The sequence below is a fragment of the Vibrio sp. SNU_ST1 genome (assembly GCF_030563405.1).
Taxonomy (GTDB): Bacteria; Pseudomonadota; Gammaproteobacteria; order Enterobacterales; family Vibrionaceae; genus Vibrio.
Genome location: NZ_CP130749.1, coordinates 432779 through 451594 on the forward strand (window position 1 = coordinate 432779; position 18816 = coordinate 451594).

At 45.0% G+C, this 18816-nt stretch carries 15 protein-coding genes; 12 read left to right on the top strand and 3 right to left on the bottom strand.

Annotation, left to right across the window (positions count from 1 at the left end):
- The first annotated feature begins 151 nt into the window (after positions 1-151).
- From Q5H80_RS16260 to gntR, 12 genes are all read left to right on the top strand, one after another.
- The gene (locus Q5H80_RS16260) at positions 152-1162 is read left to right on the top strand and encodes a putative 2-aminoethylphosphonate ABC transporter substrate-binding protein (RefSeq protein WP_304570455.1); all 1011 of its coding nucleotides are present in this window, start codon (positions 152-154) and stop codon (positions 1160-1162) included.
- A gap of 152 nt (positions 1163-1314) precedes the next feature.
- Entirely contained in the window at positions 1315-2736 is a 1422-nt protein-coding gene (locus Q5H80_RS16265) for an FAD-dependent oxidoreductase (RefSeq protein WP_304570456.1), read from the top strand.
- A gap of 222 nt (positions 2737-2958) precedes the next feature.
- Complete coding sequence (locus Q5H80_RS16270; RefSeq protein WP_304570457.1) at positions 2959-4068, top strand: putative 2-aminoethylphosphonate ABC transporter ATP-binding protein; 1110 nt, start codon at positions 2959-2961, stop codon at positions 4066-4068.
- Positions 4069-4089: 21 nt separating this feature from the next.
- Positions 4090-5799 carry a putative 2-aminoethylphosphonate ABC transporter permease subunit gene (locus tag Q5H80_RS16275; protein WP_369809723.1) on the top strand — a complete coding sequence of 570 codons (1710 nt, stop codon included), beginning with the start codon at positions 4090-4092 and terminating at the stop codon, positions 5797-5799.
- A gap of 68 nt (positions 5800-5867) precedes the next feature.
- Positions 5868-6572, top strand: a complete 705-nt coding sequence (gene phnR / locus Q5H80_RS16280; protein WP_304570459.1) for a phosphonate utilization transcriptional regulator PhnR — start codon at positions 5868-5870, stop codon at positions 6570-6572.
- A 162-nt stretch (positions 6573-6734) separates the two neighbouring features.
- Positions 6735-7637: a multidrug transporter gene (locus tag Q5H80_RS16285; RefSeq protein WP_304570460.1), complete on the top strand. Its 903-nt coding sequence runs from the start codon at positions 6735-6737 to the stop codon at positions 7635-7637.
- Between the two features lie 200 nt (positions 7638-7837).
- A complete protein-coding gene (locus Q5H80_RS16290) occupies positions 7838-8854 on the top strand; it encodes a TRAP transporter substrate-binding protein (RefSeq protein WP_009845626.1) in 1017 nt (338 codons plus the stop codon).
- Positions 8855-8919: 65 nt separating this feature from the next.
- Complete coding sequence (locus tag Q5H80_RS16295; protein WP_304570462.1) at positions 8920-9477, top strand: TRAP transporter small permease subunit; 558 nt, start codon at positions 8920-8922, stop codon at positions 9475-9477.
- On the top strand, positions 9470-10792 hold the full coding sequence (locus Q5H80_RS16300; protein ID WP_012600364.1) for a TRAP transporter large permease subunit: 1323 nt from the start codon (positions 9470-9472) through the stop codon (positions 10790-10792). Before Q5H80_RS16295 ends, Q5H80_RS16300 begins: the two co-directional genes overlap by 8 nt.
- A gap of 118 nt (positions 10793-10910) precedes the next feature.
- Positions 10911-11408: a gluconokinase gene (locus Q5H80_RS16305; protein WP_304570463.1), complete on the top strand. Its 498-nt coding sequence runs from the start codon at positions 10911-10913 to the stop codon at positions 11406-11408.
- Positions 11409-11411: 3 nt separating this feature from the next.
- A complete protein-coding gene (gene gndA, locus Q5H80_RS16310; protein WP_304570464.1) occupies positions 11412-12920 on the top strand; it encodes an NADP-dependent phosphogluconate dehydrogenase in 1509 nt (502 codons plus the stop codon).
- 139 nt (positions 12921-13059) lie between these two features.
- Positions 13060-14061 (top strand): gluconate operon transcriptional repressor GntR, encoded by a 1002-nt coding sequence (gntR, locus tag Q5H80_RS16315; protein ID WP_304570465.1) that lies wholly within the window; start codon positions 13060-13062, stop codon positions 14059-14061.
- Positions 14062-14176: 115 nt separating this feature from the next.
- Here gntR and Q5H80_RS16320 read toward each other — a convergent pair whose 3' ends face one another.
- The 3 genes from Q5H80_RS16320 to Q5H80_RS16330 all read right to left on the bottom strand — a co-directional run bounded on the left by Q5H80_RS16320 (position 14177) and on the right by Q5H80_RS16330 (position 18604).
- Entirely contained in the window at positions 14177-14959 is a 783-nt protein-coding gene (locus Q5H80_RS16320; protein ID WP_304570466.1) for a siderophore-interacting protein, read from the bottom strand.
- Positions 14960-15164: 205 nt separating this feature from the next.
- Entirely contained in the window at positions 15165-16643 is a 1479-nt protein-coding gene (locus Q5H80_RS16325; protein WP_304570467.1) for a peptide MFS transporter, read from the bottom strand.
- Between the two features lie 590 nt (positions 16644-17233).
- Complete coding sequence (locus tag Q5H80_RS16330; RefSeq protein ID WP_304570468.1) at positions 17234-18604, bottom strand: L-serine ammonia-lyase; 1371 nt, start codon at positions 18602-18604, stop codon at positions 17234-17236.
- Between the last annotated feature and the right edge of the window lie 212 nt (positions 18605-18816).

Below are 18816 nucleotides of genomic sequence, written 5' to 3' on the forward strand. Positions count from 1 at the left end.
AGTACTCGCCATCTGGTGCATACCAATGCAAAGGTATGTACTAACAACCTAAATGAATTTATGGATATAGGCGCCTCTTGATGGGGCTTCTAGCTTTAACAATTTTAACCTTGGCAACTTCTCACTTTAGAGTTGAGCCTGACTGGAGAAAATGATGAAAAACCGTTTTATGAAAGGATCACTTGCAGCATTAGTTACTCTATTAGCTGGTAATGCTTATGCAGCACAGGAAGTGACGGTTTACACCGCTTTTGAAACTGACATTTTAGCGAAATACAAAAACGCATTTGAAAGTGAAAACCCAGACATCAACATCCAATGGGTTCGTGATTCTACCGGGATCATGACGGCAAAATTATTAGCTGAGAAAAACAACCCTCGTGCAGAAGTGGTGTGGGGTCTTGCGGGTTCTTCTATGGCTTTGCTTAAAGAAGAGGGCATTCTCAAGCCTTACACTCCTCAAGGTGTAGAAGCGCTGCGTGCAAATCTTAACGACCCGCAATCCACTCAGGCTTGGTATGGCAATGACGCATTTTTCAATGCAGTTTGTTTTAACGAAATGGTTGCTAAGCAACTTAACTTACCTGCACCTAAATCTTGGGATGACCTAACGAAGCCTATCTACAAAGGTCACATTGCGATGCCAAATCCGGCGTCTTCTGGTACGGGCTACATGCAGGTTTCGGCTTGGTTACAAAACATGGGTGAAGACCAAGGTTGGAACTACATGCAGAAGCTAGATCAAAACATTGCTCATTACACGCACTCCGGTTCGAAGCCATGTGTTCAAGCGGGTATGGGTGAAGTGGCTATCGGTATTTCTATGGCGAGCCGCGGTGCGAAGCTGAAAACTCAAGGTGCGCCACTTTCTGTGATTACGCCTGAAGGTATCGGTTGGGAATCTGAAGCGGTAGGTCTTGTTAAGCCTTCGGATGCAGCGCAACGTGTTATCGATTGGTCTATCTCTAAAGCAGCGAATGAACTTTACATCGAAATGTACCCAGTTGTTGGCCACCAAGATGTAACAGGCAAAGCAGAGAACTTTCCGAACGTAGAGAAGAACATGGCGAAAATGGACTTCGCTCGCATGGGCAGCGAACGTGCAGATGTTCTGAAAACTTGGTCTGAGAAGTTTGACGCTAAATCAGAGCCAAAATCTTAATCTGCTGAGCTAGTTAGTTTATTGGCTACTTGGTTCATTAGGCATTTAGTCCATTAAATATGCAGCCCACTAGAAGTAAGAAATCAGCAAAGGAAGGCTTCGGTCTTCCTTTTTTAGTTTTACGCCTTTAGGTTTTAAGTAAGGTACAACAAATGACAAAGCATTACTCATATTGGTTCAAGCAAGCATTGGAACAGGAATTTGGCGGCATCAATGCGGGACTAGATTCGGCTAAGCCGCTTCAAAAAGACGTTAACTGTGATATCGCCATTGTCGGCGGTGGTTACACTGGTTTATGGACGGCGATTTTCATCAAACAACAACAGCCTCAAAAGCACGTTGTGGTGATTGAAAAAGGTTTGTGCGGCAGCGGTGCTTCTGGCGCGAACGGCGGGTGTATGCTGACGTGGTCGACAAAGTATCCAACGTTGAAAAAGCTCTATGGAAAAGAACAAGCGAAATGGCTGGTTAAGGAGTCTGAAAAGGTCATTTACGAGATCGAAGCTTTCTGTAACGAACACAACATCGACGCGCATCTGTATCGCAGCGGTACTTATTACACGGCGACTAATCAAGCTCAAAAGGGTGGAATGGATCCTGTTGTGAATGAATTGGTCAAGCAGGGCATAAATAGCTGGAAGAAGTGCGATCAGTCATTGCCTGATAAAGCCGGTTCAGACCGTCATATTGAAGGTTATTACTCGGAAGCCGCAGGCAGTGTGCAACCGGCTTTATTAGCGAGAGGCTTACGCCGAGTTGCGATCGAATTGGGTGTCGAAATTTACGAAAATACAGAAATGACTTCTCTTGATTACGGATCACCAGCTCGCGTCCAAACCAAGGGTGGGACGATAACTTCCGATAAAGTGATCTTAGCGCTCAATGCATGGATGCTCGATCACTTTAAAGAGTTCAAACGCAGCATTGTGGTTGTCTCGTCTGACATGGTAGTGACTAAGCCTATTCCAGAAAAACTCAAGCAGTTTGGTCCCGAAAAAGGAGTGGCGGTAGTGGACTCACGCATCTTTGTTCATTACTACCGTGACACTGAAGATGGACGACTCATGTTGGGCAAAGGCGGCAATAAATTCTCGTTTGCGAATCAGGTTGAAAGCATGTTTAACCAAACGACTAACTACCTACCGATTCTCAATCAATCTTTCCAGAAATTGTTCCCTAAACTGAAGCAGAATGAATTCGATTACAACTGGTCGGGCGGTTCAGATCGTTCGGTCACAGGATTGCCATTTTTTGGTAATCTAAAAGGCCAAAACAACATCTATTATGGGCTCGGTTACTCAGGTAATGGTGTGGCTCAAACTCGTATGGGCGGAAAGATTTTGTCTTCAATGGTGTTAGGAGATGATAACGAATGGACACGTAGTGGCTTAATTAGCGGTCCACGAGGCTATTTCCCACCAGAGCCATTTCGTTGGGTTGGCGCAATGATGGTTAGAGATGCTGTTCGAAGAAAAGAGAACGCGGAAGATTCTGGTAACACGCCATTGTGGCTCGATAAGCAATTGGCAAAGCTCGCGGGTGCGGCAGGCAAAGCCGACAAGGTTGAATCATAAATTGATTTAAGGTTCAAATTAGAGGTATACACTTAGGCTCTCAGTGACTTATGGGCTAGTCATTGAGGGCTTTCTTAATTCACTTTCAAAGCCGAACAAATAGCAATCTTTAATGCTTATTATTTCTGCAATATAACTGTCATTTATCTTCTATAAATTTGTCACTCAACTGCAATATTCAAAGTTTAAGTTTGGTATATACCATTTAAAGAGTGCTGTAGTATGAGCAACCAAACTTATTTGAATATTGAAAACGTTGTAAAGCAATTTGGCCAATTTACAGCGTTAAAAGACATCTCCCTTTCGATAGATAAAGGCGAGTTCGTCTGCTTCCTTGGCCCCTCTGGCTGTGGAAAAACCACCTTATTACGTGCGATTGCAGGTCTAGACTTGCCAACTTCAGGTTCTATTGAGCAGAACGGTAATAATACGACTTTCTTGCCACCAGAGAAGCGCGATTTTGGCATCGTGTTCCAATCTTACGCTTTGTTTCCAAATCTCACTGTGGAAGAAAACATTGCGATTGGTCTGAAAAACCAAGGCATGTCGACCAAAGAAGCTCTTGAGACGGTTGAGTCTTGGTTGGAGACGATTGGTTTACCAACGTCTGGCCAAAAGTATCCGAATCAGCTGTCTGGCGGACAACAGCAGCGTGTTGCGCTAGCTCGCGCATTGGCTCTTTCTCCAGGTTTACTACTCCTCGACGAACCGCTCTCTGCGCTTGACGCGAAGGTAAGAACACATCTGCGTGATGAGATCTGCCAATTGCAGCGTAAGTTGGGCATCACCACCATCATGGTGACTCATGATCAAGATGAAGCCTTAACCATGGCCGATCGCATTGTGGTCATGAATCATGGTGTTATCGAACAAGTGGGTGCTCCGCAAGAAATCTATCAAAACCCAGTCAGCCGCTTCGTCGCTGAATTCGTTGGTAGTATGAACTTCATTCAAGCTTCTGTTGCCGCGCAAGGCAAAATGCGTATTGCTGAGTCGATGTTACCGCTGCCAGCTTTAGATAACTTGACCCCAAAGCATGGCGATCGTTTTGATATCGCAGTGCGTCCAGAGCAAATCCAGTTTGTTGACCGTTTTAACGAGTCTTTGCCAGTCAGAATCGTATCGAGCGAGTTCCTAGGGGCTTTCTATCGAGTTGAGTGTGAATTACAACATGACTCAACGGCGAAAGAGATCATCGTTGATGTATCAGTTAAAGAGTTCAACCGATTGAAGCTGCGTCGCAGTGATATTCGTTATGTGGCCTTTGACCAAGAAGGCCTGAGAGCTTACCCATCGAAAAGCCTGCAAGTGATGAAAGACGAGGCGGCGTAAATAATCATGGAATCGACTCAAATGATGCAATCTAAGCTGCTAATTCAACGACGAGTACAGCCTTTTCTGGCTCGATTAAGCAAAGACAACGTAATTCTATTTGGGATGCTGGCCTTTTTGTCTGTGGTCATGACGCTGTTTATCCTGATGCCACTGTGGGCAATGTTGAAAAAGAGTGTTCAGAATGCAGACGGGGAATTTGTAGGTTTACAGAATTTCGCAACGTATTTTGTTTCGCAAAGCCTATGGCAATCGGTAGGCAATACGTTCACGCTTGGGTTGCTAGTGACAGTTGTCGTGGGCGTCTTAGCGTTTGGTTATGCCTATGCGTTGACTCGCTCATGCATGCCTTTTAAGGGGCTTTTTCAGGTGTTGGGTTCAGCACCGATTCTAGCTCCGTCGTTGCTTCCTGCGATCAGTCTGATCTTCTTATTTGGTAACCAAGGTATCGCCAAAGAAGTGTTAGGGGGAAACTCGGTATACGGTTTGATTGGTATCTCGCTTGGCTTAATATTTTGGACTTTCCCTCATGCCTTGATGATTCTGACCACCTCGTTAAGGACCTCAGATGCTCGTCTGTATGAGGCGGCACGCGCTCTCAATACTTCATCGCTTAAAACCTTCTTCATGGTGACCTTACCTGCAGCTAAATATGGCTTGATCAGCACTCTAATCGTTGTGTTTACGCTGGTGGTTTGTGACTTTGGTGTGCCAAAGGTGATTGGTGGCAGTTATAACGTGTTATCGACAGACATCTTTAAACAAGTGGTAGGGCAACAGAATTTCTCTATGGGTGCAGTGACCAGTATTTTGTTGCTGTTACCTGCGTTGCTTGCGTTTACAGTGGATCGCTGGGTTCAAAAGAAACAGAAGAGCCTGTTTGATACCCGCTCTGTGGCTTATCAACCAGAACCAAACACCCTGCGTGATGGTGTATGTTTCCTTTATTGCACTGTCATCTCTGCTGCTGTGGTTATCGTGCTCGGTATGGCGATATACGGTTCTATGGTCACGTTTTGGCCTTGGAATAAGGCGTTAACGTTAAACAACTACAACTTCGCAGAAATGAGTACCTACGGTTGGACTCCATTCTTTAACTCATTAACGCTAGGTGCATGGACCGCCATAATCGGTACAGTGCTGATTTTCCTAGGTGCGTACTGCATTGAAAAAGGCAGAGCATTCGCTCCTGTTCGCCAAGCGATGCAAATGCTCAGTGTTGTTCCTATGGCCGTTCCGGGAATGGTTCTTGGCTTAGGCTATATATTCTACTTTAATGATTTGAGTAATCCTCTCAACTTCTTGTATGGCACGATGGCGTTCTTGGTGATTAACACCGTGGTTCACTACTACACGGTAGGGCACATGACTGCGTTAACGGCATTAAAACAGCTACCTGACGAAATTGAAGCAACCGCTGCCTCGGTTAACCTACCGCAATACAAGTTGTTTTTTAAGGTGACGGTGCCTGTTTGTCTGCCTGCGATTTTAGATATTGCGACATACTTGTTTATTAATGCACTTACCACGACATCTGCGGTAGTATTCTTGTATTCTACCGATACGATACCTGCGTCAGTTTCAGTTCTGAATATGGACGATGCGGGACAAACCGGTGCAGCAGCAGCCATGGCCGTCATGATCATGATATCGGCGGCAAGTGCGAAGTTGATTCATATGCTAATCAACAAGTTATTTGAGAAGCGCACCCAAGCTTGGCGCAAACGCTAGCGAACCATTTTATATTGCAGTTGGCCAAGGAATGGCTGACGACAAGAACAAGAATAAAAGGAAATGAAGTGCAGTACGTAAAAATCAAAGACGTCATCGTAGAGCAGATAGAGTCGGGCATGTTAACGCCACGACAGAAGCTGCCTGCGGAGCGCAAACTGGCTGAATCGTTTGATACAACACGAGTAACGTTGCGTGAAGCGCTGTCTTCACTTGAAGCTGAAGGGCGTATTTATCGAGAAGACCGCCGTGGTTGGTTTATCTCTCCAGCGCCACTGCGCTACGACCCAACTCAAACGCTGAACTTCACTAATATGGCTTTGTCGCAGAATCGTAAGCCGAAAACAGAGTTGGTGGCGGCGAAAAGTATGTTAGCGACCAAGGAAGCGACTAAACTTCTTGAGCTGCAACCTTTCTCGGATGTTTATCGAGTCGACAGAGTTCGTTACCTTGAAGATAGACCGGTTGTGTATGTGACCAACTATATTCGACCAGGGTTGTTCCCTAACTTGCTTGATTATGACTTGTCTAAATCGTTGACGGACATCTACCGTGAGCACTTTGGCGTGGTGTATCAGAAGATCCGTTACCGCGTGAGCACAACGTCTTTGCTTGGCGAAACAGCGCAAGCTCTGCGTGCGACTTCTGGCTCCCCCGCAATGGTGGTTGAGCGTGTTAACTACAACCAAAACGGCGATTTGATTGACTGTGATATTGAGTATTGGCGTCACGACGCGATCAGTATTGAGTCGATCGCGCAGCTAGAGCGCTAGTCTGTCAATTTGAACGTTAATTATACCTAGAATACACATCGTACGGGCACCGACAATTTTGTAGGGTGCTTAAATGAAACGATCAAAGGTCTCTTATCTGGAGGCCTTTTTTATCACCGGTTGTCAGCCGTTGCGCTTATTCATCAATAAATTAGGAATGAAATGGAATTCTCTGCCATCGTCATCGTGATTATTTCGGCTTTGCTTCATGCGGGTTGGAACGTTCTAGGTAAATCGAATCAAGGATCGGGTTCATCTTTCTTCTTAGCCTCTGGTTTTGCCGCCGCGGCGATATTGACGCCTTACTTGATCTGGTATGTTCACAATGTAGGGCTATCAAATATCTCACTTCCATTCTGGCAACTGGTTTTCTTGAGTGGGATCTGCCAAATCATCTATTTGATTGGGTTGGGCGCTGCCTATAAACAAGCTGATATCGGTGTGATTTACCCTATGGCACGAGCACTGCCTGTGTTGATGGTGGGTTTAGGCACTGTGTTGATTGGCTATGAGTTGTCACTGAATCAATGGATGGGGTTCACTTTAATAACCTTAGGCTGCATGTTTGTACCACTTAAGCAGTTTTCAGACCTTAGGTTAAAAGCCTATCTCAACCTTGGCGTGCTGTGGGCGTTAATCGCCGCTATTGGTACCACGGGCTATTCCATCATTGATAAAGAGGCGCTTCTATTATTAGAGCCTCTAAGCACACCAACCATTACTAACAAACACACCGCGATTTTCTACCTAGGCATCCAGTTTTGGGCGATTGTGATTCCGCTGAGTGTTTGGTTATTCGTAACCAACCAAAGAATCGAGTTTACTAATGCTTGGATACTGCGAAAGAAAGCCACACTGGCTGGCATCATGATGGCTTCGACTTATGGTTTGGTGTTATTTGCGATGACCATGACAGAGAACGTCAGCTTGGTTGTGGCACTTAGGCAAGTAAGTATCATCTTCGGCGTAGTGATGGGGATCTACTTTTTAAAGGAAAAGTGGCACGTTACACGTGGTGTAGGCGTCGTTTTTATCATTGCAGGTTTGATTATCTCACTGACTTAAAAAGAAATTAAATCCTACATCCAACCTATAATGTGACTTTTTAGTCGCATTTTTCTTATTGATAGCAAACGTTTTACTAATGTTAAAGATGTGATCTTTCTCATAGACAAGGCTGTAAAGTTACCGGTAACATCCACCCCAACGTTACCGGTAACATATAATTACAAACCGGACTCTGTGAAACTCATAAGGATACCCAAATGAAAGCTCTGACTAAAACGCTGATTGCTGCCTCCCTCACTGGTCTATTTGCTACTTCAGCAATGGCTGCAGACTTTAAACTTAAGATTCAATCTTCTGACCCATCTGGTGATTTGAACTTCAAAGTTCAGCAGAAGTGGGCTGAGCGTGTAGAGACGATGTCTAACGGACGTATAGATATCGACCTTCTGCCTGTAGGCGCTGTGGTTAAACATACTGAAACGCTGGGCGCGATTAAGATGGGCATCCTTGATGGTCACATCACAGCAACCGGTTACTTCTCTGGTAAAGATCCAGCATTTGGTCTTATCGGTAACATGGTTGGCGCATGGTCAGACACAACCCAACTGCTTCAGTACATGAACTACGGTGGCGGTAACGAGCTAATGACCGAACTGTACAAGCCTTACGGTGTTCAGTTTGTTGGTGCTTCTACGACGGGTGTTGAATCTTTTATTTCTAAAAAGCCAATCGATGGTGTTGCGGATCTTAAAGGCCTGAAATTACGTGCGCCTGAAGGCCTAGTTCAACAAGTATTTGCAGCCGCGGGTGCGACTCCAGTAAACCTACCGGGTTCTGAAGTATTTACTGGTCTAAGCAAAGGCGTAATTGATGCCGCAGACTACACGGTATTTTCTACCAACCAAAAAGCGGGCATGAACGACATTGCAACACATCCAGTTCAACCGGGTTTCCATTCACTACCGCTTATCGATATCTCTATTTCTCAGAAAAAATGGGACAAGATGCCAGCTGATCTACAAACAATGCTGCAAACATCAGTGCGTGACTTCTCTTACGACATGACAACTCAGCTGAAAATGGCTGACCAAGCTGCGCTTAAAGAAGCTCAAGCGAACCCTGAAATTACTATCCACGACTGGTCACAAGAAGAACGTAAGAAGTTCCGTGAAATCGCGAAAGGCCAATGGAAAGTATTTGCAGAGCGTTCTGATAACGCAGGAAAAGTTTACACTTCAGTAACAGTGTTCCTAGAAGAAAACGGCTTACTGTAATTTAAACTTAGCTAACTGACGGGGGAGGGCATTGCTCTCCCGTATTCTCCCAGGAAATTTGGCTCATGACCGATAAAATCCCCCACGCCCCAGCGGAAAACGACGAGCAACCAAGAAATGCGCTTGATCGTTTTGTTATAAAGTTCAGTAATCTCGTTAGCTGGTTGTTTATTTTTACTGTATTGATTTCATTTTATGAAGTTGTGATGCGTTACGTATTCGATGCCCCGACCACATGGGTACACGAGACGGCTTCGTTCATCGGTGGTTCTTTATTCATTATTGGTGGTATCTACGCGTTTGCCGCGAATAAGCATGTACGTGTGGTTCTTATCTACGATTCAGTGTCTAACCAAGCACGCAAATATCTTAATCTTGTTCACCACATTGTTGGTTTGGCCTTTGCTGGCATGCTCGCTTACGCGGCTTACTTCACTGCAGAAGAAGCGTGGTTTGCACCATGGGGTGAATTCCGCCTTGAAACATCAGGCTCAGTGTTAAACGCGCCTTATCCTGCGCTGCTGAAAGGCCTGATCTTTGTCGTTTTGTGTGTTCTTGTTGTCCAGTTTGTATTGCACCTAATCCAAGAGTTGATAGGTCTAAGGAAGAATGACGATGTTTGATTTATCTTCTATTGGTATCGCGTGGGGCAGCTTGCTCATGTTAGTTATGATGATTGGCTTGCTACTGACTGGTATGCAGCTAGCGTTCGTAACAGGCTTTGTCGCGATATTTTTTACTCTATGTTGGTTTGGTCCAGATGCATTGCCTTTGATCGCAAGCCGTACCTACAGCTTTGCTTCTGGTTATGTATTCCTCGCCGTCCCAATGTTCGTATTGATGGCGGCTTTATTAGACCGTTCGGGTATCGCGCGTGACCTGTTTGATGCAATGAAATCTGTCGGACGTAAGGTTCGTGGTGGTGTTGCCGTTCAAACGCTATTAGTTGCGGTTCTATTGGCTTCGATGTCGGGCGTTATCGGTGGTGAAACGGTACTATTAGGTATTCTCGCACTGCCACAAATGCTTCGTTTAGGTTACGACCGTAAGCTTGCTATCGGTACAACCTGTGCGGGTGGCGCACTTGGAACCATGCTTCCGCCAAGTATCGTACTGATCATCTACGGTATGACAGCCAGCGTATCAATCGGCGACCTGTTCAAAGCTTCTTTCCTACCTGCGTTTATCCTTGCGGGCTGTTACATCGGTTATGTATTGATTCGCTGTAAGCTAAATCCGTCTCTTGCGCCTATTCCGAGTGATGATGAGACAGAAGAAGACATCGCTAATCAACCTAGCTACTTCAAGGCCCTGTTTTTCCCGCTGCTTTCAGTAGCAACAGTTCTAGGAAGTATCTACACAGGTATCGCTTCAGTAACCGAAGCTTCTGCTCTAGGTGTGGTTGGTATCATGATCAGTGCCCTAATCCGTGGTGAGCTGAACTACAACATGTTGAAAGAGAGTGCCATCGCAACAATGCGTACCTGCGGCATGATCATGTGGATTGGTATTGGTGCAAGTGCATTGGTTGGTATCTACAACTTGATGGGCGGTATTGATTTTGTTGAAGAAACCATCCTTGCACTCAGTGGCGGTAACGCGACAGTAACGCTGTTAATCATGATGGCTATCTTGTTGGTATTAGGCATGTTCCTTGACTGGGTAGGTGTAGCACTTCTAACAATGCCTATCTTCGTTCCAATCATCACTGGCCTTGGTTTTGACCCAGTATGGTTCGGCGTTGTGTTCTGCCTAAACATGCAGGTGTCATTCTTGTCACCGCCGTTTGGTCCTGCGGCGTTCTACTTGAAATCAGTAGCACCAAAAGACATCAGCTTAGGTGAGATTTTCTCTTCACTCCTGCCGTTCATTGCACTTCAAGTATTGGTTCTGGCACTGGTTATTATCTTCCCTCAGCTCGCGCTTTGGTGGCAATAACTGCGAAGGTTCCTAAGCGAGTTTAACGTTCGGGAACCTATTAATAGCAACACAAGTTTAACTATTAGATTCGATTGTCAGCCCCTGTTTTGGTTGGGGCTTAGGGAAGGCTTGCCTTATGAAAAGCAAAAAAATACTCGTGATGGGCGTATCTGGATGCGGAAAAAGCTTGATTGGTAGCCGTATCGCGCAGGCTTTAGAACTCCAATTCTTTGATGGCGATGACTTCCATCCGCAAAACAATGTAGAAAAAATGCGCCAAGGTATCCCGCTGACTGACGAAGACCGTCAAGGATGGCTAGAAACACTCAACAAACAATACCTTGAGCAGCCAAGTGCTGTGATTGCTTGCTCGGCATTGAAACCTCAATACCGCGACATTCTACGAAAAAATAATGAAGGCTTAGTTATTGTGTACCTTCAGGGTAGCTTTGACACTATTTGGAACCGCCATAAAGCGCGTGAGAACCATTACTTCAATGGTCAAGAGATGTTGAAAAGCCAATTCGCAACCTTGGTTGAACCTGAACTAGATGAAGCGTTATTTGTCGATATCTCCCAAGATGTTGAGCAAGTCGTAGAAAGTGCACTTAAACAAATTAAGCAGATAGGCTAAACCATGACTCAGTTAAAAAACGACATCGCGATGATTGGTTTAGGAGTGATGGGTAAAAGCTTAGCACTTAACCTACTGGATAACGGTTTTAATGTCGCAGGCTTTGACCTCAGCACCGACAACATTGAGCGCGCTAGCGCTGAAGCAAAGAAACTTAATGAGACCTTTGAAGGCAAAGGTTCGTTTACCAGTGGCGCGAATCTTAAAGAGGTTTTACAAGGATTAGCAAAACCACGAGTCATTGCACTGTCGGTTCCGGCAGGAAAACCGGTTGATATCGTGGTGAGTAATTTGTTAGAAGCTGGTCTAGAGCGCGACGATATTGTTATCGATACAGGCAACAGCCTTTGGACAGATACCGAAGCACGCGAAGTGAACTACAAAGGCAAGCTGAGATTTTTTAGCACCGCCGTTTCTGGTGGTGAAGAAGGGGCGCGTATTGGCCCTGCGCTCATGGCGAGTGGCGACCAATCCGCTTGGCAATATGTGAAACCGATGTGGGAAGCGATTGCCGCAAAAGTGGATGCGAACGGTTTGCCTGTTGCTCAGTTTGAAGCGGGTGAAGCGTGCGCGGCGTATGTTGGTCCCTCTGGTACAGGGCACTATGTAAAAATGGTACACAATGGTATTGAGTACGCCGATATGCAGCTCATCTGCGAAGTGTACCATTTCATGCGTGATGTGCTGCAAATGCCAGCTCAAGAGATTGGTCAAGTCTTTGAACAGTGGAACAAGGGTGTGCTGAACAGCTATCTGATGGAGATCAGCGCTGATATTCTTCAACAAGATGATGTGGTGACAGGTAAGCCATTCGTTGAGGTGGTACTCGATAAGGCGGGGCAGAAAGGCACAGGCTTGTGGACCGCGGTGAACAGCTTACAAGAAGGTTGTCCTACACCAACCATCGCTCAAGCGGTATATGCGCGTGCGATTAGCGGACAAAAAGCACAGCGTGTTCAAGGTAGCAAACTGCTAAAGGGTAATGTTGCAGATGCAAGCCAGTTAGATAAGGATGAAGCTATCTCTGAACTGCATGATGCTCTGTATTGCGCCAAACTGTCTGTTTACGCGCAAGGCTTCGATTTACTTAAGACAGCGTCAGACAAAGAAGGTTGGAATCTCGATTTCACTCAAATAGCTAAGATCTGGCGAGCGGGTTGTATTATTCGTGCAGCATTCTTACAAGGTATTACATCGGCTTATCAACAAAATGGTGAGCTGGCGAACCTGTTGTTTGACGAGGCTTTCATCAAACAAGTGGAAGAGCGCGAGCTTGCTTGGCGCATCGCGGTAGCGAATTCAGCTTTGTATGGTGTGCCGATGCCAGGAATCAGTTCTGCATTAAGCTACTTTGACTCATTGCGTTGTGAAGTGCTACCAGCGAATTTACTGCAAGCACAACGTGACTATTTTGGTTCCCATACTTATTCGCGCGTGGATAGAGATGAAGCTGAAAAGTTTCATGTCACTTGGAGTCAGTCCCCAAGAACTGAAGTAAAAGTGAACACTTAAACAATCAATAACGCCCTCAACAAGAGGGCGTTTTTAATTATGATGCAGTATCAATATTTTACTAAATTAGGCTTCAAATTCCACGTCAGTCGGATACACTGTTACCAGTAACATAACTCAAAAATAATAATTACTAATTATGTCGAATAAGAAAAAACGTCCTACATTACAAGATGTTGCTAACTTAGTTGGTGTCACAAAAATGACCGTCAGTCGATGTTTGAGAGATTCTTCTCAAGTATCAGAAGCTCTGCGAGATAAGATCAGCGCTGCAGTCGATGAGCTGGGTTATATCCCAAACCGTGCGCCAGACATCCTTTCCAATGCAAAAAGCAATGCGATTGGTGTCTTGGTGCCCTCGTTAACTAACCAAGTTTTTGCTGAAGTTATCCGCGGTATTGAACAAATCACCGCACCTGCGGGTTACCAAACCATGATTGCTCACTATGGCTATAGTGTAGAACTGGAAGAGCAGAGTATCGCTTCGCTGCTTTCTTACAACGTTGACGCGATTATCCTTTCTGAAAACGTGCACACCGATAGAGCGCGTAAAATGCTGCAAACTGCTTCTATTCCTGTGATTGAAATTATGGATTCGGTGTCTCCCCGTATTGAACAAGCGGTTGGCTTTGATAACTTCGAAGCGGCAAGAGCGATGACCAAAACCATGCTCGACCGAGGGCGCACCAATATCGCTTACTTAGCGGCACGTATGGATGAGCGAACTCGCTTGAAAATGGCGGGCTATGAGCATGCGATGCAGGAAGCCAACAAACCGCCTGTAACACTGCAAACAGAAGATGCTTCCTCGTTTACTCTTGGTGCAAAACTGATTGGTGAGCTACTTGAGAAACACCCACAAGTTAATGGTATTCTCTGTACCAACGATGACTTAGCGATTGGTGCTTTTTACGAGTGTGTACGACGTGGTATTCAAGTACCAGGGCAGATGGCGATTGCAGGTTTCCACGGACACGACATTACAGTGGCGATGACGCCGCGTTTAGCGACTGTCGTAACACCTAGGGAGCAGATCGGTAAAGTCGCTGCACAGCAAGTTGTAGCGCGTCTACAAGGTAATAAAGAATGGGTGGCGAAGCTAGATCTTGGTTACAAGATTGAAGTGGGGGAGAGTATTTAATCTTACACATAGGCTTTAATCTTCATCGGATTCAAACTAAAACGCCCTTAACGAGATGAACTTTGCTAAGGGCGTTTTCTATTTATCTAGCAAGAAGATGTATGTAGTAACAGGCTTAACCCGCTAAAGCTTGAGCATCTTGTTGCTTCAATACTTTGTGACCATCTTCAGTGACGCCACGTTTCCAATAACTACTGATGTAGATGTTCTCTTTCGCGACTTCTTTCTCGTTTCGGAAGTACTGTCTCAGCTCACGCATGCTTTCAAACTCACACGCGGTCCATACTGAAACCTGACCCTCTAACCACTCTGTGTTGCGAACGGTTTGTGAAAGTGACTCTGAGGTTTCATCTTCAATTAGCCAAGTGATTTTGATGCCTTGAGGGGCTTCAAGTACTTGTTTGTCTTCCGCTGAATTGATCTGAATAACAGCGTGACCTGTTGCGTGTTCTGGAAGTGTTTTTACTTTTGCAGAGAGCGCAGGTAGGGACGTCATATCTGCCACTAAGAAGAACCAATCCGACTCTAGATTTAGCCCTTGAATTAACCCAGGACCAGCCACTGAGATCGTGTCACCCACTTTTGCGGTCATTGCCCATCTTGCGGCAAAGCCACATTGCAGATCTGTGGTGGTGTGGCGAACGAAATCAACCTCAATAAACGGCTCTACAGGGTTGTACTGACGAATGGTGTAGGTGCGCATGGTTGGGCGTTCACCTTCGTTCAGTTGGCTTAAATCAGTGGTGCCGAGTGGAGAGAATAAAAGCTTGATGTAGCCGCCGGCACATTCGGTTGGATACTTACTTAATCCTTCACCGCTAAGCGTTATACGCTGCATGTTCGGTGTAATGGTTGAGGTTTGAGTAACAGTTAATGTGATAGGGCTAGGCTTGCTCATATAAGGCTCTCTTAGATTTTGATTTCCACATCATAGTCCTGAATCAGAGTGCACTCAATACTAATAGTTATCATTTACTTTGATTTACACAGCGCAACGTAACTTGAATCACCTATCTATTTACAACAGGCATCCATACCGACAAAAAAAGCCCTTTAGAAAACTAAAGGGCTTGAAGTGTTGGAGCTATTTAACGTGAGCAGAATTAGCTGTTTGCTTCCTCTAGTTCGATCGTCTCATCAGCGGCTTTCGCTGCGTCTAGCATCTTACGAATAATGAACGATGCTGCCATTGCGATACCCACCATTACAACCGCTAGAACAGTCAGCATTTGGAAGTAATCACCGTAAACCGTTTGAACGATCTCTTGTGTGATCTCTTGGCCTTTCTCAAGTGCAATAGACGTTGAGAATACGGCACCAACAATGCCTGACATTGCGATTGCTACAGAGAATAAGCTTACTGAGAAGTTCTCGATGTGCTTGGGTGCAACAGACAGAATGAAGGCTACAACCATAGAACCAACAATAACTTCACCAAATGCTAGGAAGAAGTGGATTGCTAAGAAAACTTCAGGGCGAATCAGAATATCTTCACCTACGGTCGTTACTGCCATCGTTAAGATACCGAAAGCGATCGCCGTCAGAATGAAAGAGAAACCTACTTTGGTTGCGGTAGAGAAGTGAATGTTTTTCTTTTCTAGCTTAGAGAAGATACCCGTAATAATAGGGCCTGCAACCATACACCAAAGTGGGTTCATTGCCATTGAAGCTTCCGGGGCTACAGGGATGAAGCCGAGTAGATCGCCACGCATTGTGTTGATCGCTACCATTGTCATCGACGTCATCATTTGGCCGTAGTACACGAAGAAGCATGTCGTCAGGAATGTGATGATTAAGATAGTACCCATTTTCAGCATGTCTGATTTCTTCGATTTCATCATCAAAGAGACAAAGTAGACGATTGCTGCCGCGCCGATCGCGTAAACGATGTTCTGGCCAATATCCATGTTAGAAAACATGAAGAATACCAAGCCAATCATTGCAGCAGAAAGACCAAGGAAGGCTGCCCAGTTTTTCGTACTTACTGGTTGTTGATCGATTTCTGCACTTGCTTCAACAAGACCTTTGCGAACAAAGATCATCATCAGAAGCGCCGCACCCGCTAGAACAGCAGAAAGAAGGAAACCACCGTGGAAACCAACAACAAGCACTAGCATTGGGAATAAGTATTGACCTAGCAGAGCGCCAATATTGTTTACTGAGTAGTTGATTGGGTAGCAATTCTCAAAATCTTCTTGAGTTTTGAACGTGCGTTTGTAAAGACTTGGGTAAGAAGGGGACATCAAACCACGTGCATAACTTGCTAACGCAATACCACACAATGCCATAGGCACATTGGTTGCTGCAGCGCCTAGTACCAGTAAAACGTAACCACTCGCGAATCCCAGAAAAGCGATGGTTAAAGAACGATAAGCACCTAAGAATTTGTCGGCGATAAAGCCACCTGCGATAGCAAATAGCGGTCCGATTGCAGAGAAAGCACCAACAACCATCATGGTGTCGGCTTCATTGTAGTTCAGATCTTCAAGGAAGAAACGAGTCAAGATCACCATGACGCCATAGAACGAAAGTCCGAACATCATTTGGCAGAACATCATTGATTTGTTTAATCTATTCCACATTATTTTATTCTCACATTTGTATTAATATGTAGTGTAATTACCCAATTATAATATCATTAGCAGTAATACATAAACTGAAACATCTATCCCAAACAGAACTTTACTCGATATATCTTTTCTTATGAGTGCATTCATATTTCTCATGAATGAAATTTGCAACGTTAGATTTTGCTAGTGGATGTATAGCGGTTTGAAATTTAGCCGCCATCATTTGCGGCTAAGTAATGAACTAATAAAGGGAAAGTTAGAGATAGACATTCTGTAAGTTATTTTGGGTGAGTATTACTTTCAATTGGCTGCTGGGCTTGAGCCAATAAAAAAGCCAGCTTAGTGGCTGGCTTTGTTGAGATATTGAAACCTAAGTTTACAAGAATACCGTCTCTATAGAGGCTTTCTCCACTCGTGTTTTATACCAATCGTAGTAAATAACTGGTCATCCTAGCTTGTTAAAACGCTCAATAACTGCGTTAGAAATTTTGATTGTAGAATAACTACTTATCGAAACTTCTTATCGAGAAGAGCCGCCTTGTTCTTGAGCCTTTTTCCTGCGCTATTTATGATCACTTACTTACTGTGATTGGTATTCGCGGTTATTCACAAGGAGGAGCCATGTGGATCACGGCTAGGCCGCCTAGAGAAGTTTCACGGTACTTCTTGTTCATGTCTTTACCTGTTTGATACATGGTTGCGATAACCTTGTCTAACGAGATAAGACACTTACTGGTGCGTTTCAGCGCCATACGTGATGCGTTGATAGCTTTCATTGCGCCCATTGCATTGCGCTCGATACATGGCACCTGAACAAGACCACCGATCGGATCACATGTCATGCCTAGTGAGTGCTCCATAGCGATTTCAGCTGCAATACAGATTTGCTCGTTGCTACCACCGCGTAGGGCGGTTAGGCCTGCTGCAGCCATTGATGAAGATACGCCAACTTCGCCCTGACAACCCACTTCTGCACCAGAAATCGAAGCGTTGGTTTTGTACAAGATGCCAATAGCGCCAGAGACAGCTAAAAAGTCTTTCAACTGCTTGGTGTCTAGCTCTTTGATGAAGCGGTGGTAGTACATTAGTACCGCAGGGATAACGCCAGCCGCACCGTTAGTTGGCGATGTTACGACTTGTCCACCCGCTGCGTTTTCTTCACTCACAGCAAAGGCAAATAGGTTAATCCAATCCATGATCTCCATTGGATCGTTTTCAATCGAAGCATTGGCCTCAAGCTTTTTCAAAAGAGCAGGAGCTCGACGCGTCACTTCTAGACCGCCATCAAGGATGCCTTCGGTGTCGAAGCCTCGCTGCATGCACAGAGACATCACCTTCCAGATTTGGTCGGCTTTCTGGTCAATCACATCCATACCTTGGAAAGACACTTCATTACGCAGGATTAAGCCTCCAAGGCTAAGTCCTTGTTGCTCTGACAATTCAAGTAGCTGGTCAGCGGAAGTAAAAGGGAACTCAACTTGCGTTTCTGCTTCTTGCTTGCCATTTTGTAGCTCATCAGCGGTTGCGATAAAGCCACCACCAATTGAGTAATATGTTTCCATCTCTAAAAGGCTACCGCTTGCGTCAAAGGCAGATATGGTCATGCCATTTTCATGCAGCGGAAGGTTGGTTTTATGGAACAGCAAGTCGCTTTCTACGTCGAAGTGAATTTCATGGTTACCGCTAACCAGTAGAGACTTATCTTCAATTGCTTTACGCATTGCTTGGTTAGCACTGGTAATTTTAATGGTGTCGGGGCGGTTACCGAGTAAACCTAATAAGGTCGCTCTGTCTGTATGGTGACCAATACCCGTTAATGATAACGAGCCGTATAAATCGATTTGAATACGCTTTACTTGTGTAAGCTGAGCATCAATTTTTTGGGTAAAGTTAAACCCAGCGATCATTGGTCCATTTGTGTGGGAGCTGGACGGCCCAACCCCAATTTTGTAGATATCAAAAATTGACAGCATAGTAACTTCCTGTGAAGACGGTTCGATGAACGAACTCTGTGTAAAATTTGTATTTCGTTAGTTCCACTTCTTTGAGTGAACCTGTTCTTTGGGTGAAGCAGTTCTTTGGCTGAAACAGTTCTTCGATTGAGCTGGTTCTTTGCTTGAAACGTTTCTTTTATTGAAACTCGAGTTAAGCAAGCATAGAGCGATGAAATACAAGAGCGTGCTAT

Bases quoted from the DNA above. Each gene is read 5' to 3' on its own strand.
- Q5H80_RS16260 (WP_304570455.1), top strand. From the start codon at position 152: ATGATGAAAAACCGTTTTATGAAAGGATCACTTGCAGCATTAGTTACT.
- Q5H80_RS16285 (WP_304570460.1), top strand. From the start codon at position 6,735: ATGGAATTCTCTGCCATCGTCATCGTGATTATTTCGGCTTTGCTTCAT.
- Q5H80_RS16300 (WP_012600364.1), top strand. From the start codon at position 9,470: ATGTTTGATTTATCTTCTATTGGTATCGCGTGGGGCAGCTTGCTCATG.
- Q5H80_RS16305 (WP_304570463.1), top strand. From the start codon at position 10,911: ATGAAAAGCAAAAAAATACTCGTGATGGGCGTATCTGGATGCGGAAAA.
- Q5H80_RS16295 (WP_304570462.1), top strand. From the start codon at position 8,920: ATGACCGATAAAATCCCCCACGCCCCAGCGGAAAACGACGAGCAACCA.
- Q5H80_RS16325 (WP_304570467.1), bottom strand. From the start codon at position 16,643: ATGTGGAATAGATTAAACAAATCAATGATGTTCTGCCAAATGATGTTC.
- Q5H80_RS16270 (WP_304570457.1), top strand. From the start codon at position 2,959: ATGAGCAACCAAACTTATTTGAATATTGAAAACGTTGTAAAGCAATTT.
- gntR (WP_304570465.1), top strand. From the start codon at position 13,060: ATGTCGAATAAGAAAAAACGTCCTACATTACAAGATGTTGCTAACTTA.
- Q5H80_RS16330 (WP_304570468.1), bottom strand. From the start codon at position 18,604: ATGCTGTCAATTTTTGATATCTACAAAATTGGGGTTGGGCCGTCCAGC.
- gndA (WP_304570464.1), top strand. From the start codon at position 11,412: ATGACTCAGTTAAAAAACGACATCGCGATGATTGGTTTAGGAGTGATG.
- Q5H80_RS16275 (WP_369809723.1), top strand. From the start codon at position 4,090: ATGATGCAATCTAAGCTGCTAATTCAACGACGAGTACAGCCTTTTCTG.
- Q5H80_RS16290 (WP_009845626.1), top strand. From the start codon at position 7,838: ATGAAAGCTCTGACTAAAACGCTGATTGCTGCCTCCCTCACTGGTCTA.
- Q5H80_RS16320 (WP_304570466.1), bottom strand. From the start codon at position 14,959: ATGAGCAAGCCTAGCCCTATCACATTAACTGTTACTCAAACCTCAACC.
- Q5H80_RS16265 (WP_304570456.1), top strand. From the start codon at position 1,315: ATGACAAAGCATTACTCATATTGGTTCAAGCAAGCATTGGAACAGGAA.